General features: G+C 69.4%; 14 protein-coding genes. 10 read left to right on the top strand and 4 right to left on the bottom strand.

Annotated elements, in window-relative coordinates; all coding sequences use genetic code 11:
- Positions 1-86: 86 nt before the first annotated feature.
- Complete coding sequence (locus tag ACFORO_RS36035; protein ID WP_377871865.1) at positions 87-1,130, bottom strand: Lrp/AsnC family transcriptional regulator; 1,044 nt, start codon at positions 1,128-1,130, stop codon at positions 87-89.
- A gap of 328 nt (positions 1,131-1,458) precedes the next feature.
- Here ACFORO_RS36035 and ACFORO_RS36030 point away from each other — a divergent pair, with 328 nt between their 5' ends.
- From ACFORO_RS36030 to ACFORO_RS36010, 5 genes are all read left to right on the top strand, one after another.
- On the top strand, positions 1,459-3,594 hold the full coding sequence (locus ACFORO_RS36030; RefSeq protein WP_377871866.1) for a phosphocholine-specific phospholipase C: 2,136 nt from the start codon (positions 1,459-1,461) through the stop codon (positions 3,592-3,594).
- Between the two features lie 109 nt (positions 3,595-3,703).
- Complete coding sequence (locus tag ACFORO_RS36025; protein WP_377871868.1) at positions 3,704-4,648, top strand: ATP-dependent 6-phosphofructokinase; 945 nt, start codon at positions 3,704-3,706, stop codon at positions 4,646-4,648.
- 39 nt (positions 4,649-4,687) lie between these two features.
- On the top strand, positions 4,688-6,079 hold the full coding sequence (gene pdxR, locus ACFORO_RS36020; protein WP_377871869.1) for a MocR-like pyridoxine biosynthesis transcription factor PdxR: 1,392 nt from the start codon (positions 4,688-4,690) through the stop codon (positions 6,077-6,079).
- A 48-nt stretch (positions 6,080-6,127) separates the two neighbouring features.
- The gene (locus tag ACFORO_RS36015) at positions 6,128-6,616 is read left to right on the top strand and encodes a carboxymuconolactone decarboxylase family protein (RefSeq protein WP_377871870.1); all 489 of its coding nucleotides are present in this window, start codon (positions 6,128-6,130) and stop codon (positions 6,614-6,616) included.
- Positions 6,613-7,803: an MFS transporter gene (locus tag ACFORO_RS36010; RefSeq protein WP_377871871.1), complete on the top strand. Its 1,191-nt coding sequence runs from the start codon at positions 6,613-6,615 to the stop codon at positions 7,801-7,803. The genes ACFORO_RS36015 and ACFORO_RS36010 overlap by 4 nt, the downstream gene beginning before the upstream one ends.
- On the opposite strand, the gene ACFORO_RS36005 is transcribed toward ACFORO_RS36010, so the two are convergent.
- Both ACFORO_RS36005 and ACFORO_RS36000 read right to left on the bottom strand, forming a co-directional pair.
- Entirely contained in the window at positions 7,770-8,960 is a 1,191-nt protein-coding gene (locus ACFORO_RS36005) for an acyl-CoA dehydrogenase family protein (protein WP_377871872.1), read from the bottom strand. The genes ACFORO_RS36010 and ACFORO_RS36005 overlap by 34 nt on opposite strands.
- On the bottom strand, positions 8,957-10,078 hold the full coding sequence (locus ACFORO_RS36000) for a CaiB/BaiF CoA transferase family protein (protein ID WP_354747674.1): 1,122 nt from the start codon (positions 10,076-10,078) through the stop codon (positions 8,957-8,959). The genes ACFORO_RS36005 and ACFORO_RS36000 overlap by 4 nt, the downstream gene beginning before the upstream one ends.
- 106 nt (positions 10,079-10,184) lie before the next feature.
- Between ACFORO_RS36000 and ACFORO_RS35995 the strand changes: the two genes are divergently transcribed.
- The gene (locus ACFORO_RS35995; protein WP_354747579.1) at positions 10,185-10,931 is read left to right on the top strand and encodes an IclR family transcriptional regulator; all 747 of its coding nucleotides are present in this window, start codon (positions 10,185-10,187) and stop codon (positions 10,929-10,931) included.
- A gap of 76 nt (positions 10,932-11,007) precedes the next feature.
- Entirely contained in the window at positions 11,008-11,487 is a 480-nt protein-coding gene (locus ACFORO_RS35990; RefSeq protein ID WP_377871873.1) for a hypothetical protein, read from the top strand.
- A 5-nt stretch (positions 11,488-11,492) separates the two neighbouring features.
- Here ACFORO_RS35990 and ACFORO_RS35985 read toward each other — a convergent pair whose 3' ends face one another.
- Complete coding sequence (locus tag ACFORO_RS35985; RefSeq protein WP_344282990.1) at positions 11,493-11,900, bottom strand: MarR family winged helix-turn-helix transcriptional regulator; 408 nt, start codon at positions 11,898-11,900, stop codon at positions 11,493-11,495.
- Between the two features lie 96 nt (positions 11,901-11,996).
- Between ACFORO_RS35985 and ACFORO_RS35980 the strand changes: the two genes are divergently transcribed.
- From ACFORO_RS35980 to ACFORO_RS35970, 3 genes are all read left to right on the top strand, one after another.
- Positions 11,997-13,067, top strand: a complete 1,071-nt coding sequence (locus tag ACFORO_RS35980; RefSeq protein WP_354750852.1) for a substrate-binding domain-containing protein — start codon at positions 11,997-11,999, stop codon at positions 13,065-13,067.
- Positions 13,068-13,156: 89 nt separating this feature from the next.
- Positions 13,157-13,783, top strand: a complete 627-nt coding sequence (locus tag ACFORO_RS35975) for an AmiS/UreI family transporter (protein ID WP_377871874.1) — start codon at positions 13,157-13,159, stop codon at positions 13,781-13,783.
- A 25-nt stretch (positions 13,784-13,808) separates the two neighbouring features.
- Positions 13,809-14,846, top strand: a complete 1,038-nt coding sequence (locus ACFORO_RS35970; protein WP_354750854.1) for an aliphatic amidase — start codon at positions 13,809-13,811, stop codon at positions 14,844-14,846.
- The last annotated feature ends 17 nt before the right edge of the window (positions 14,847-14,863 follow it).

Here is a 14,863-nt window from a genome sequence, read left to right as displayed (position 1 = left end):
TCGCGGCGGAGGGGCTCAGCAGGCACGAGCCGCCCGGAATCCGACATCGGAGGTGCTGACCGTGAACGATTCCGCCACGGGCGCCGCTAGTCCGTGCCCAGGTCCTGTCCCCGGTACGCCTTCGAGAACTGTTGAGCGTCAAGCAGCGCTCCCGCTCGCTTCACGGAGTGGATCACGGGCGCGGTTTCGAGGCGGGTAACGGCACGCAACGAGGCGATGCCCTCGGTCAGGTACGTGTAGAAGGCCTCGGTGTTCTCGCACGCCACGAAAGCCACCAGATTCGCCGGCCCGGTGATCGCCGCGGCGAAGGCCACCTCTCGGTGCTGAGTCAGGCTGGTGGCCGTCTCTTCCAGGTCCGAGGGCGGGACTGACATCCACAGCATCGCCTCGATCTCGAACCCGAGGAGAGCAGCGTCGATCTCGACGTCGAAGAACAACGCGCCCGAGCGGCGGAGGAATTCCAGCCTGCGCTTGGTCGTGGACTCCGACCAGCCCGTCGCCGCGGCCAGCTCCAGGTACGCCGCGCGACCGTCGAGTGCAAGCGCTCCCAGCAGCCGCAGGTCGTTGTCCGAGAGGGCGAGCGCCGCCCCCGGTCCGGACCCGTCCGGACCGGGGGCGCGCAAGTGCGCGACCTGTTCCGGAGCGAGCGCGGCGGATTTCCCAGGCCAGCCTGTCGGGCCGCCGGAAAACGTATGGAGCAAATGATGCGCGCTGATGCCCACGACGCGCGGGGTGCGGGGAAGCTTCCGGAGCAGCAACGCTTCCCCTTCCCCGCGGGGAAGTGCGTGCGTCATGCAGACGATCTCCGCGCCTCCGGCGGTGAGGCTGACCCACGACGTGTCGTCCCGGCGTGCGAGCGCCGCCGCGACCGCACCCGCCGCATCCGGTGTGCATCGCACGCGAAGCAGCCGTTCGACGTGGCCGAACCGCCTGACGTTCGGCAGGCCGAGCACCCGCATCGCCCGCGCCGAGCGGAGTCGGCGATATCGGCGGGCGACCGTCTGATCCGACGTGCCGAGGACCTTGGCGACCTGACTGAACGAAGCCCTGCCGTCGATCTGCAGCGCATGGACCAACTGGCGGTCAAGTTCGTCGAGAACCAGGGAACCCATCATTTCAACGTAGCTCATGCCGTTGTCCGGCAAGGAAAACCTTCGACTCCGGAGCAATTGCCCACGCCCGGCGAAATTGCGCAACGGCTCGAAGGACGCGTTCTTCCGCGATCCGCTCGCGCGGCCAGGCAACCCAGCTCACCAAAGATGCGCCCGCCGACGGCTCTCGCACCGGCAGAACCTTCTTCCAGACTTGCTTCAAGTCTGCCCCCAGTTCCCCTCCGGAAGTATTCACCCGCGCGCCAGATCCGGGACACCAAGCTCGTTCATGCTCTCTCCCGGGCGGGCGGCGGCCGGTAAATCCGGGTGACCGCTGTCTCGCCGCGAACACGTGGAGGAACGAACCATGGCGGGTACGAGTCGCCGGAATTTTCTCGGCATGGCGGGGGCTTCGCTGGCCGGCGCGGCGGCCGGCGGGCTGCTGCCCGGGTCTATCGGGAAGGCTCTCGCGGTCGAACCGGCCCGCCGGTCGGGCACTATCGAGGACGTTGAGCACGTCGTCGTCCTCATGCAGGAGAACCGGTCCTTCGACCACTACTTCGGCACCATGCGCGGCGTGCGCGGCTACGGCGATCCCCGGCCGCACCTGCTGCCCAACGGGCGGCCGGTGTTCTACCAGCCGCCGGCGAAGGTGCGCACTTCCGGCTACAACGGGCGCGGGCTGCCGAATGACGCCGAGTACGTGCTGCCGTTCCCGCTCGACGCGCTGCGCACCAGCGAGCACATCGCCGGCACGCACCACGGCTGGGGCAGTGGCGAACCGCTCTGGAACGGCGGGCGTTACGACGGCTGGGTGAACGAGAAGCAGGACGTGTTCACCATGACCTACCAGCAGCGGTCCGAGCTGCCGTATCACTACGCGCTCGCCGAAGCGTTCACCATCTGCGACGCCTACCACTGCTCCGTCCCCGCGGACACCGCGCCGAACCGGATCCTGCTGTGGTCCGGCACGATCGACACGCAGAACCGCCTCGGCAGCAAGCAGAACGGGCCCGGGCTCTGGGAACGGCCGGACACCAACGGCTACAGCTGGACGACCTACCCCGAGCGCCTGCAGCAGGCCGGCGTGAGCTGGAAGCTTTACCAGGGCGGCAGCGGCATTCCCGGCGAGCCGACGGACAACTACACGGACAACTCGCTCGAGTTCTTCGCGAAGTACCACCGGCAGGAAGGCGCGTCCGGGCCGCTGGTCGAGCAGGGCGTTTCGACGCACACGCTCAAGGAGTTCCGTGCCGACGTGCAGGCGGGCGCCTTGCCGCAGGTCACCTGGATCGTCCCGCCGTACCAGTACAGCGAGCACGCCGCCGCGTCCGCCAGCGACGGCGCGTACTACCTGAACCTCGTCCTCGACGCGCTCGTCTCCAACCCCGAGGTGTGGAGCAAGACCGTCTTCTTCATCAACTACGACGAGAACGACGGCCTCTTCGACCACGTCGTCCCGCCGATGCCGCCGCTGGTCAACCGGCCCGGCACGGACGGGCTCGTCTCCCGGTCGCTCGCGGCGAGCCTCCCCGACGAGACGCTCGACTTCGACAAGCTCCCGAAGGGCACCGGCGGCGGACCGGCCGGCGTCCCGCTGACCGGCAAGCACCCGGCGGGACTCGGTTCCCGCGTGCCGATGCTCGTCGTGTCGCCGTGGTCGCGCGGCGGCTGGGTCTGCTCGGAAACCTTCGACCACACCTCGGTGCTGCGCTTCCTCGAAGCGCGCTTCGGCGTGGCGGAGCCGAACATCAGCGCGTGGCGCCGTTCTGTCTGCGGCGACCTCACCTCGGCGTTCGACTTCTCCCGCCCGCAGACCAAACCGGTCGTGACGCCCAAGCCCGCTCCGTTGCCGAGCAAGAACCAGCCGTTCTCGGTGAAGCTGCCGCAGACGATGCCGACGCAGGAGGCGGGCGTCCGCCCCGCGCGGGCGCTGCCGTACCGGTTCACTTCCGAACTCGCCGGGAAGCGCGACGGGCACTCGATTTCGGTGCGGTTCACCAACAACGGCACCGCGGGCGCGTACTTCTACGTTTACGCGCACGGCGATTCGCCCCGCCGCTACACGGTCGCCGCGCACGACACCGTCAGCGACATCTGGGAAGGTGCGCCGGGCACCGACGAGCACGGCAACTACGACCTTCGCGTGACCGGCGCGAACGGCTACCTCGCCCAGTTCACCGGCACCACGGCGGACACCACTGAACCCGAGGTTTCGGTGTCCACCAACAACTACGGCGCCCCGCTGCTGACACTGACCGTCACGAACCCGGGCCGTCAGCGCCGGAAACTCAAGCTGCGCAACGACTACAGCCGCGGTGCCGCCCGGACGATCGTGCTCGGCCCTGGCGAAACCCGGCGGGTGCCGTGCGAAACGGCGTCCGCGTTCGGCTGGTTCGACATCTCGCTGACCGACCCCGCCGCGCCGGGCTACCTGCGCCGGTTCGCCGGGCACAACGAGACCGGCCGTCCCAGCTTCAGCGACCCCGGTCCGCGACGGTAATCCCCTGGGAAGACCACTGACGAGAACGGAAACGCCCGGCCGGGTGGAACCTGCCGGGCGTTTCCGCATCCCGCTTGCTTCATCGATTCAGTCGTGCCACTCTCGCCTCATGCGGATCGGCATGCTGGCCGGCGACCTCGACTGCCCCGGATCGAACGCGGTGGTCCGGGCCTTCGCTCGCAAAGGCATTCAGGTGTACGGCTGGGAAATCGTCGGCATCCGGGACGGGTGGGCCGGGTTACGGGAGAACCGCACCGTGCCGATCAGGTCGCGGGACATCGACGAGACGCTGACCCGCGACCGTCCGTTTCTCGGTGCCTCGCACGGCCCGGTCAAGCCGGGCGATTCGCTGCACGGTCTCGACGCACTGGTCGTGCTCGGCGGGGAGGATGCCGTTGCCGGGGCGGCGAAGCTCGCTGCCGACGGAGTCCAGGTCGTCGTCGTTCCCGCGACCGTCCGCAATGACGTCATGGCGACCGATGCGACCTTCGGCTTCGACACCGCGGTACAGATCGCCGCCGACGCGCTCGACCGGTGCCGCACCACGGCCGAATCGCACGAGCGCGCGCTGGTCGTCGAGGTCTCCGGCCGGGATTCCGGCTGGATCGCCCTGCACGCCGGGCTCGCGGGCGGCGCGGACGTGATCGTCGGCCCGGAGCACCCGTTCGACCTGGACCAGGTGCTGGCCCGGGTGACGCGCCGGTTCGAGCGCGGCCGGGCGCCGATCGTCGTGATCGCCGAAGGGGCGCTCCCGCAAGGATCCCCGGTGCCGAACGGCGTCGCGGCTTGGCTGTCCGAGGAGATTTCCCGGCACACCGGCAAGGAAGCCCGCGCGGTCGCGGTGAGCCAGGACGGCGGACGGCCGACTGCAGCCGACCGCGAACTGGGCACGCGATTCGGCCTGCGCGCGGCGGACGCGGTGCACGCGGGCGAGTCCGGGGTCATGGTCGCGCTGCGCGGCACCGATCTCGGCACCGTCCCGCTGGCCGCGGCGGCTGGACTGAAGACGGTCTCCCCCGAGCGCTACCGCGAAGTCGAGGCTCTGCTCAGCTGACGTCTGCCCACTGTGGACGCACCAGGCTAGAGTCCGGCCATGAAGCGCGCATCGGTGGCCGAGGGGCTCGACCTCTACCTGCCCGTCTCCACGACCCGCCCCGCGCACGCGCTCGAAACCGCCCTGCGCGCGGCGGTCGTTGACGGTCGGCTCCCGGTAGGCACCCGCCTGCCCGCCTCGCGCGCGCTCGCCACCGACCTCGGGATCGCCCGCAGCACCGTTTCCGAGGTCTACTCCCGGCTCGCCGCCGAAGGCTGGCTGGAGAGCCGCGTCGGAGCCGGAACGTGGATCGCTGGCTTCCCTCGACAGGCGCAACCTGTTGCGACCCAACGACAATCGCCGCCGGAGTACGAACTTCGCGGCGGCCTCGCCGACGCTGGCGATTTCCCGCGCAGCCAGTGGAGCGCGCAAACCCGGCGGGCGCTGTCGGAAATGCCGGTCTCCGCGTTCGCCTACGCGCCGCCGGAAGGAGCGACCGAACTCCGCGACACCCTCGCCGGCTACCTCGCCCGGACCCGCGGCGTAGCGGTCACCGCGGCTGAAGTCCTCATCGGCAGCGGCTTCGGCGACCTGCTTTCGTTGACCTGCCGAAGCATTCGGGCGCGCGGCGGCAAGCGGATCGCCGTCGAGGAGTTCGGGCACGAACGGCACCGGCGCATCATCGCCGAGTCCGGGCTGGAGATCGTCGCGATCCCCGTCGACTCCGACGGCGCCGACCTCGCCAACACCCAGGCGGACGCGGTCTTCCTCACCCCGGCCCACCAATTCCCCACCGGAGTGCCGCTCTCGCCGGAACGCCGCCGGGCCGCGATCGAATGGGCGAACTCCCGCGACGCGCTGATCCTGGAAGACGATTACGACGGCGAGTTCCGCTACGACCGCCGCAGCATCGGCGCGCTGCAAGCCCTTGCGCCGGACCGGGTCGTCTACCTGGGCACGTCGAGCAAAGCCCTGGCCCCGGCCGTCGGCGTCGCGTGGGCCGTGGCCCCGCCCGAGCTTCTCCCCGAACTGCTCCGGCAGCGCAACCTCAGCGGCGTCACGCCCAGTGGACTCCACCAGCAGGTCCTCGCGCGCTTCCTCGACTCCCACGAGTACGACCGCGCCGTCCGCCGACGCCGGGCCACCTTCCGGACCCGCCGCGAACTGTTCGCCCAACTCCTCGCCGAACGCTCACCAGACCTGCGACCGGGCGGTCTCGCCGCCGGTCTCCAATGCCTGGTCGAACTCCCGAACGCGGCCGCCGAAGAACGCACCCTCGCCGCCGCCCGTCAGTTCGGCGTCGCTCTCGAAGGTCTCGCCGACTACCGCGCGCCCGGCGGCGATCCGGACCGTGCCGGGGTCGTCATCGGCTACGGCGCGGTGTCCTCCGCCCGGGCCAGCCGCGCCCTCGCCCTGGCCGCCGACGCGCTGGCAAATGGACTGAGTTCCTAGCGACAGATTGGCCGGGAATTCGGTCCATTCGCGACCTAATCTAGGTCCATGACAACGACGAACCCCACTCTGGTCCCGATCCCCCAGCGCCTCGATTTCGACGCTCTGGCCCCGATTTTCTCCCGTGCGATGAGCACTTTGGACGACGCCGCGACCCAGCAGCTCGACCACGCCGGCATCGAGCCGGGCCTGCGCGAACTGGTCCGCCTCCGCGCCTCCCAGATCAACGGCTGCGCGTACTGCGTCGACATGCACTCGCAGGCCGCGCGCAAGGAAGGCGTCACGGCTCAGCGGGTCGACGCGTTGGCGGTCTGGGCGGAATCGGGCCTGTTCACCGCGGCCGAGCGGGCCGCGTTCGCGCTCACCGAGGACGTCACGCGCCTCTCCGAAACGCACGTGCCCGAGTCGACCGTTTCCGACGCCGTCACGGCACTCGGCGAGGAAGGCGCGGCGGCGGTGATCGCGCTCATCACCGCGATCACCATGTGGAACACGGTCGGCGTGACGACCCGCTGCTGGTCGGTCAGCCCGGCATGACCACCGCGCGCACGGCGATCCGGCGGCTCGCCACCGCACAAGCCCTGACCTCGGCGGGCGACGGCGCGGTGCTGGCCGTGTCCGCCGTCCACTTCACCACCCGGGTCGGCCTGCCGGCGGGAATCGTGGCGCTCGGGCTCTCGCTCGGCGCCGCGACGAGCCTGACCACCACCGTTCCGTTCGGGACGCTGCTGGACCGGATCGGCGCCCGCCGCGCACTCGCCGCGGCGACCGTCGCCGCAGTCGCGGGCCTGCTGCTTTTCGCCGTCGCGCACACTGTTCCGCTGTACATCGCCGCGTGCGCGCTCTTCGCCTGCGGGCAGAGCGCGCTCGCGGCGGGCCGCCAAGCCGTCGTCGCCACCGTGGTGGCTCCCGAAGGCCGCGTCCGGGCCCGCGCACTGCTGCACACCGCCGTCAACATCGGCATCGGCGCGGGCTCCGGAATCGGCGCGCTCGTCCTGGCCGCAGGAACCAACGCGGTGACCGTTTTCCTCGTCGACGCCGGATTGTTCGTCTTCGCCACCGCGCTCTACCTGCACGCCGGGCCAGACGCACCCACCGAACGCCAGACCGGCTGGCCGGCCTTGCGCGACCGCCGCTACGTCACCCTGACGCTGCTGGCCGCGATCACCCAGCTGACCATGCCGATCCTCAGCGTCACCCTGCCACTGTGGATAGTCATGCGCAGTTCAGCTCCACAATGGACTTCCGCGGTGGTGCTGCTGGCCAACACCGTCCTCGTCGTGCTCCTCCAGCTGCCGATCAGCCGACAGGTCCGCGACGCCCGCACGGCCCGCCGATCCCTTGCCGTAGCCGGAATCTTCCTGATCGCCGCCTGTTCCGTCTTCGGCTCGCTCGGCGCTTCCGCGCACCCGGTGGTCCTGGCGCTAGTGGGCGCACTCCTGCTCACCGTCGCCGAAACGACCGCCTCCGCCGGTGCCTGGCATCTCGCGTTCAGCCTTGCCCCCGAAGGACATCAGGGCCAATACCAAGCGCTGTTCGCCACCAGCACCGCGCTCGCGCGCATCACCGGGCCGATCGTGCTGGTCCCGCTGGTGCTGACGTTCGGCTTCCTCGGCTGGACGCTCGCCGGGCTCGGGATGCTGGCCGCGGCCGCCGCACTGGCGGCCATGGCCGCCCCTCGGCGGAAACCTCAGCGGAAAGCCGACTGCCCGGTGATCGCCTGACCGACCACCAGCGTGTGCATCTCGACGGTGCCCTCGTAGGTGAGCACCGATTCGAGGTTGTTCATGTGCCGGATCACCGGGTACTCCAGCGAAATCCCGTTCGCGCCGAGGATCGTGCGCGCGGTGCGGCAGATCTCGATCGCCTCGCGGACGTTGTTCAGCTTGCCGAGGCTGACCTGCTCCGGCCGCAGCACCCCGGCGTCCTTGCGCCGTCCCAAGTGGATCGCGAGCAGCAACGCCTTCGTGTACTCGAGCGTCATGTCGACAAGTTTCTGCTGCGTCAGCTGGAACGCGGAGATCGGCTTCCCGAACTGCGTGCGGTCCTCGGCGTACGACATCGCCGCCTGCAAGCAAGAACGCGCCGCGCCGACCGAACCCCACACGATGCCGAAGCGGGCTTCGTTGAGACAGCTCAACGGCCCCTTCAGCCCAGTGACCTCCGGGAGCACCGCGTCGGCGGGCAGCCGCACGCCGTCGAGAACGAGTTCGCTGGTGATCGAAGCGCGCAGCGACAGCTTGTGCTTGATCTCCGGAGCCGAGAAGCCCGGAGTGTCCGTGGGCACCACGAAGCCGCGCACGCCCTTGTCAGTCTGCGCCCACACCACGGCGACGTCCGCGACGCTTCCGTTGGTAATCCACATCTTCCGGCCGTCGAGGACCCAGTCGTCGCCGTCGCGCCGCGCGCGGGTGCGCATGCTGCCCGGGTCCGAGCCGGCGTCCGGTTCGGTCAGCCCGAAGCAGCCGATCGCCTCGCCCGCCGCCATCGACGGGATCCACTGCTGCTTCTGCTCCTCCGAACCCCACTTCCAGATCGCGAACATCGCGAGCGATCCCTGCACCGACACCAGCGAGCGGATGCCCGAGTCGGTCGCCTCCAGCTCCAGGCACGCGAGCCCGTATTCGGTCGCCGACATCCCCGCGCAGCCGTAGCCCTCCAGGTGCATGCCGAGCACCCCGAGCGACCCCAGGTCCTTGGCGAGACCGCGGACGTCGGGCAGCTCGCCGCGCTCGAACCAGTCGCCGACGTACGGGTCGATCCGCTCGGAGCAGACCCGGCGGACCGCGGCCGCGATCGCCTTCTCGTCCTCGGTGAACAGGTCGCCCAGCCCGGCGGGGTCGCGGGGGTCCAGCGGCGGCAGGGACTTCGTGGCGCTCATTTCTTCTCCTCTGCGAGCCAGCGGCGAATCTCGTCGCTGTGCTGCCCCAGCCGGGGCGGGGCGGAATAGCGGGCGACCGGCGTGTCCGAATAGCCGATCGGATGGCGGACCTGGGGCGGCGAGTCGCCGACCGGCACGGTGGGGGCGAGACCGAGCGATTCCGCGAGCTTGAACCCGTCCGCGAGATCGCCGACCGGACCGGCGGGCACGCCGACTTCGGTAAGCCTCGCGGCCCACGCGACCACAGTGTCGGTGCCGAGCCGCTGTTCGAGCGCGGCTCTCAGCTCCGGACGGTTGCGGACGCGTTCGGCGTTCGTCGCGAACCGCTCGTCGTCGGCCAGCTCCGGAACGCCCAGCACCTCGGCCAGCCGACGGAACTGCCCGTCATTGCCGCAAGCGAGCGCGAGCACGTCGTCCTTGCAGCGCAACGTTTCGTACGGCGCGATCGACGGGTGCGAGTTGCCCATCCGGCGCGGCGCGCGTCCGGTCGTGAGGTACGAGGAAGCCTGATTCGCCATCGAACCGAGCAAACTGGACAGCAGGTTCACCTCGACCCGCTGGCCGCGTCCGGTCTTCTCGCGGGCTCGCAACGCGGCGAGAATGCCGATGGTGGCGTCCTTCGCGGCGAGCACGTCGACCAGCGCGACGCCGACCTTCGCCGGTTCGTCGGTGCCGGTGATGCTCATCAAGCCGCCCATCGCCTGCACGAGGAAGTCGTAGCCGGGCAGGTCCGCGTCGCCGCCGAAGCCGGAAACCGAGCAGTACACAATGCCGGGATTACCCACGCGGACGGATTCGTAGTCGAGCCCGCGCCGTCCCAGCGCGCCGGACCGGAAGTTCTCCACGAGCACGTCGGCGCGGCCGGCGAGTTCGCGCGCCAAGACCAGGTCGTCCGGATCGCCGAGGTCGAGCACCACGGACTGCTTGGACCGGTTCGCGCATTCGAAATACGAGCTGGAGTGTTCGGTCCACGGCGGTCCCCAGCCGCGGGTGTCGTCCCCGGAACCGGGCCGCTCGACCTTGATCACCGTCGCCCCGAGGTCGGCCAGGTTCACGCACGCCAGCGGACCGGCCAGCACCCGGCTGAAATCCGCGACGACGACACCGTCCAGTGGCATGCTCACGAGCGCACCTCCTCGCTACGCATACTGGCATCAAAATACGTATTTACGCAACCCGCAGGTCCGGGTAGAGTTCCCGATCACCCGAGGAGAGAAAGCACCGATGCCGACGCACCCCACGCCGGACGGCCGCCCGAGGCCGCACCACCGGATGATCGACCGGGTGTCGACCATCCTGGAGCGGGCCGCGCGCTCCCGGAACGGGGTCACGCTCACCGAGTTCGCGCGCGAGCTCGACGCGCCGATGAGCTCGATCCAGGGCCTGGTCAACGGCCTGGTCGCGACCGGATACCTCGACGAGCACGACCGCCGCTACTCCCTCGGCCCGGCCCCGTTCCTGCTTATCCGGCTGGTCGGCCGCCCCACGGTGACGACGGTGTCGCACGAGGATCTCGAAGCGCTGCACGAGGAAACCGGGATGACCGCGGTGCTGGCGATCATGGTGGGCAGCGACCTTTACTACGTCGACTACGCCTCGCACGACCCGCGCTACGCCTACCTCGCCGAAGGTTTCGTGCGCCGCTCGCCGATCCGCACGTCGACTGGCTGGATCCTGCTGGCAGCCATGGAAAACCGCGATCTGTGGCCGCAGATCGGCGCGTTGCCGCCCTCGGATGCCGAACTGGTCGAGCGTTTCGTGCAGGACCTGACGCGGATCCGTTCCGAGGGCTTGGTCGCCGCGCCCAGCGCTTCGACCGAGGCGGACGGCGTGTCAGTCGCCGTGGTCGAGGACGGCCGAACCGTCGCCGCGGTGGGGATCATGGGCAGCCACGCCGAAGTAGCCGAACGCAAAGACGAGCTGATCGAGGTGCTGACCCGGCATCGGCGCGAATGGCGGAAACGGCCCTAGCCTCAGGGAATTCCGGGGTCGTCATTCGGGGCTTGTGCCGGATGTCTTCAAGCACGAACCGGACAAAGCTGGACGCATGTCGCACCTGCTTGTCCGGAAGCTCCGCCCGACCGCGTGGACTCGTCCGCTGCAGATCGCCGCCGTCGTCTGCTCGCTGGTCTTCACCGTCGGCACGATCCTGCAGAACTTTCTCATTATCGACCTCGACATGCTCCGCCTCGCGCTGCAGTCGGCCGGGGCCAGCGCGTCCGACGCGCCGGGATTTTTGATCGGGCTTCGCACCGTCGGCTGCCTCTACATCGTCGGCAACGCGGTCGGCCTGCTCGCGCTGCGGGGCAGGACGTGGACGTTCTGGGTCGTCGTGGCCGTCAACGTCACCCAAGCCGCCGGTGTCTTCGCGATCCCACCCGCGGTCTTCGACGCATCCATAACCCTTTACGGACCGGCGGGAATCCTCCCGTCAGTGATCACCGACGGCGGCGCGGCCCTGCTCACGCTGGCCTTGCTCGGCAGTCTCGTCGCCTTCCGGACACCGTGGGCACAACGCCGGGACTGACCGCCTTACTCGACCTCGACGTCCGACAGCTTCGCCAGCACGCCGCCGTCCGGATCCAGTTCGCGTTCCACCTCGGCCAGCCGGGCCGTCGCCCGCTGATGCGCGCTGCGTCCGCGCGGCGCGAGATACACCCGGACCCGCCGCCGGTCCTCCGCGTCGACCTCGCGGTACGCCGCCGCAGTGGTGACCAGCCGGTCGACCACGCGGGTCAGCGTCGGCCCGGTGACCAGCGTGTGCCCGGCGAGTTCGGTCATCGTGAGGCCGTCGCCCCCGGCGAGCGCGTCCAGGACCAGCCAGCCGTCGAGGGACAGTCCCTCTTCTTTGAGCAGCGGCTCGATCCGCAGGGTGACCGCGCGTGCGGTGCGGGTGAGGGCGCGGATCAACGACGCCTCGGCCGCCTGTGCCTGCCTCATCGCACCCGTCCTCGTTCCCGCCCTTGCGCAAATGCCTCCGCATTGTAAGACTTCCAAATGGAAGCAAGTCAACCGGCAAAGAAGCCCGGAGCCGGCATGGGACTCGGAGTCGCCAGCCGCGCGAGCGCGTTGCGCGTCGCGCTGGTCGTCCCGCTGCAGGGACCGGCGGGCCTTTTCGGGCCTTCGTGCGAGGCGATCAGCGAACTCGCGGTCCGGGAACTCAACGACGCGGGCGGAATCCTCGGCCGCGAGGTGACGCTGGAAGTCGTCGACGGCGGTGCGCCCCCCGCCCAGGTCGCGTCGTCCGTGCGCCGCCTGGTCGACGCGGGCGAGATCGACGCGGTCACCGGTTGGCACATTTCCTCAGTCCGCAACGCACTCGCGCCGGTGCTCGCCGACCGCGTGCCGTACGTGTACACGTCGCTGTACGAAGGCGGCGAAAGTCGTTCTGGCATCTACTGTTCCGGCGAAGTCCCGCGCGTGCAGATCCAGCCCGCGTTACGGTGGCTGCGCGACAACTGTGGCGCGCGCAGCTGGTTCGTGGCAGGCGACGACTACGTGTGGCCGCGCGGTTCCGCGAACGCGATCCGGCGCTACGCAAGGGAACTCGATCTCCAGATCGCCGGAGAAGCGTTCGTCGGACTCGGTTCGGGCGACATGGCGCGGCTTGTCCGCCGGGTCGAAACGTCGGCGTGCGACGGCGTTCTCATGCTGTTCGTCGGGCAGGACGCGGTCCGCTTCAACCGCACGTTCGCCGCGCGCGGCCTCCACGAGCAAATGCTGCGCTTCAGCCCGTTGATGGAAGAGAACATGCTGCTCGCCAGCGGAGCCGAGGCGACCCGCAACCTCTTCGCGTCCGCCGCGTACTTCCGTTCCCTCGTCACCGCGGACGCGATGGACCTGCTCGGCCGTTACGTCCGCCTGCACGGCCCGGCCGCGCCGCCGCTCAACAACGCGGCCGAATCCTGTTACGAGGGCTTGCATACGCTCGCCGAACTCGCCCGCCGCGCGGGCACTCCGGACATGCGCGCGCTGAACGCCGCCATCGACGGCGTCGCCTACGACGGACCGCGCGGCACCGTCGAATTCCACGGCCAGCAAGCCGCCCAGCACGTGCACCTCGCCGCCGCGAGCGGCTGCGACTTCGATCCGATCACCCGGCTCTGACCCGCCGGCGTTCCGGTCTTGACGGCCGCCGTCCGTCCATTTATTTTCACTTGACAGTATTTCATCTGGTACCAACTGAGGAGCGTGCGATGAACAACGTCGGCCTGCTCTACGTCGGGGCGGTACTGCTGGTCAACGGGCTGATGCTGCTCGGGCGAGTGCCCGCGCGGTCGGCCGCCGCGCTGAATCTGTTCGTGGGCGGGCTGCAGTGCGTGACGCCGACGGTGCTGATCATCCAGGCGCACGGGGATTCCGAAGCGATCCTCGGCGCGTCCGGGCTGTTCCTGTTCGGCTTCACCTACCTGTACGTCGGCATCGCGAATCTCGCCGGGCTCGAACCCGAGGGCATCGGCTGGTTCTCGCTGTTCGTCGCGGGCGCCGCGATCGTCTACGCCGGCATCGCGTTCTGGCGGCAGCACGATCCGGTGTTCGGCGTCATCTGGCTTTCCTGGGCCCTGCTGTGGGGCCTGTTCTTCCTCGTGCTCGGGCTCGGCCGCGAGGAGCTGACCCGGTTCACCGGCTGGACGACCGTCCTGCTGAGCCAGCCGACCTGCACGCTGCCCGCGTTCCTCGCGCTCACCGGCGGCTACCGCTCCACCGCCACCGCCGCGCTCATCGCCGCGGCGGTCGCCGTCCTGCTCGTCGCCCTCGCCGCGGTGCTCGGATTCCGCGGCCAGCCCCGCTCCGTCCACGACCGCGCAGCGGCCGCGGCCTGACCATCCCATCAGAAGGAGAAATCCCATGCGACACGGTGACATTTCCTCGAGCCCGGACACGGTCGGCGTCGCGGTCGTGAACTACAAGATGCCGCGGCTGCATTCGAAGGCCGAGGTGCTCGACAACGCGCGCAAGATCGCCGACATGGTGGTCGGCATGAAGAGCGGCCTTCCCGGAATGGACCTCGTCGTCTTCCCCGAATACTCGACGCAGGGGATCATGTACGACGAGCAGGAAATGTACGACACCGCCGCGACCGTCCCCGGCGAGGAGACCGCGATCTTCTCCGCCGCCTGCCGCGAGGCCGACACCTGGGGCGTTTTCTCGATCACCGGCGAACAGCACGAGGACCACCCGGACAAGCCGCCGTACAACACCTTGGTGCTGATCGACAACCACGGCGAGATCGTGCAGAAGTACCGGAAAATCCTGCCGTGGTGCCCGATCGAAGGCTGGTACCCGGGCGACCAGACATACGTCACGGACGGTCCGAAGGGCCTGAAGATCTCGCTGATCATCTGCGACGACGGCAATTACCCGGAAATCTGGCGGGACTGCGCGATGAAGGGCGCCGAGCTGATCGTCCGCTGCCAGGGCTACATGTACCCGGCGAAGGACCAGCAGGTGCTGATGGCGAAAGCCATGGCGTGGGCCAACAACTGCTATGTCGCGGTCGCCAACGCTGCCGGATTCGACGGCGTGTACTCGTATTTCGGACACTCCTCGATCATCGGTTTCGACGGCCGGACACTCGGCGAAACCGGCGAGGAGGAGTACGGCATCCAATTCGCCCAGCTGTCGCTTTCGGCGATCCGCGACGCACGCGAGTACGACCAGTCGCAGAACCACCTGTTCAAGCTGCTGCACCGCGGTTACTCGGGCGTGCACGCGGCCGGTGACGGCGACAAGGGCGTCGCGGATTGCCCGTTCGAGTTCTACCGCACGTGGGTCACCGACGCGCAGAAGGCGCAGGAGAACGTCGAGGCCATCACGCGCAGCACCGTCGGCGTCGCCGAATGCCCGGTGGGCGAGCTGCCGGTCGAAAAGACCAAACAGGCCTGATTCTCGCTGGCTGCCGG

It is taken from the genome of Amycolatopsis halotolerans (assembly GCF_042647905.1).
Classification (GTDB): domain Bacteria; phylum Actinomycetota; class Actinomycetes; order Mycobacteriales; family Pseudonocardiaceae; genus Amycolatopsis; species Amycolatopsis halotolerans.
Note: the sequence above shows the minus strand (reverse complement) of the source record. Positions and strands in the feature narration are given on the sequence as shown.

What these genes read in the sequence shown, in the direction of transcription:
- ACFORO_RS35995 (WP_354747579.1), top strand. Translation starts at nt 10,185, where the DNA reads ATGCCGACGCACCCCACGCCGGACGGCCGCCCGAGGCCGCACCACCGG.
- ACFORO_RS35970 (WP_354750854.1), top strand. Translation starts at nt 13,809, where the DNA reads ATGCGACACGGTGACATTTCCTCGAGCCCGGACACGGTCGGCGTCGCG.
- ACFORO_RS36035 (WP_377871865.1), bottom strand. Translation starts at nt 1,130, where the DNA reads ATGAGCTACGTTGAAATGATGGGTTCCCTGGTTCTCGACGAACTTGAC.
- ACFORO_RS36005 (WP_377871872.1), bottom strand. Translation starts at nt 8,960, where the DNA reads ATGAGCGCCACGAAGTCCCTGCCGCCGCTGGACCCCCGCGACCCCGCC.
- ACFORO_RS35990 (WP_377871873.1), top strand. Translation starts at nt 11,008, where the DNA reads ATGTCGCACCTGCTTGTCCGGAAGCTCCGCCCGACCGCGTGGACTCGT.
- ACFORO_RS36025 (WP_377871868.1), top strand. Translation starts at nt 3,704, where the DNA reads ATGCGGATCGGCATGCTGGCCGGCGACCTCGACTGCCCCGGATCGAAC.
- ACFORO_RS35975 (WP_377871874.1), top strand. Translation starts at nt 13,157, where the DNA reads ATGAACAACGTCGGCCTGCTCTACGTCGGGGCGGTACTGCTGGTCAAC.
- pdxR (WP_377871869.1), top strand. Translation starts at nt 4,688, where the DNA reads ATGAAGCGCGCATCGGTGGCCGAGGGGCTCGACCTCTACCTGCCCGTC.
- ACFORO_RS36015 (WP_377871870.1), top strand. Translation starts at nt 6,128, where the DNA reads ATGACAACGACGAACCCCACTCTGGTCCCGATCCCCCAGCGCCTCGAT.
- ACFORO_RS36010 (WP_377871871.1), top strand. Translation starts at nt 6,613, where the DNA reads ATGACCACCGCGCGCACGGCGATCCGGCGGCTCGCCACCGCACAAGCC.
- ACFORO_RS35980 (WP_354750852.1), top strand. Translation starts at nt 11,997, where the DNA reads ATGGGACTCGGAGTCGCCAGCCGCGCGAGCGCGTTGCGCGTCGCGCTG.
- ACFORO_RS36030 (WP_377871866.1), top strand. Translation starts at nt 1,459, where the DNA reads ATGGCGGGTACGAGTCGCCGGAATTTTCTCGGCATGGCGGGGGCTTCG.
- ACFORO_RS36000 (WP_354747674.1), bottom strand. Translation starts at nt 10,078, where the DNA reads ATGCCACTGGACGGTGTCGTCGTCGCGGATTTCAGCCGGGTGCTGGCC.
- ACFORO_RS35985 (WP_344282990.1), bottom strand. Translation starts at nt 11,900, where the DNA reads ATGAGGCAGGCACAGGCGGCCGAGGCGTCGTTGATCCGCGCCCTCACC.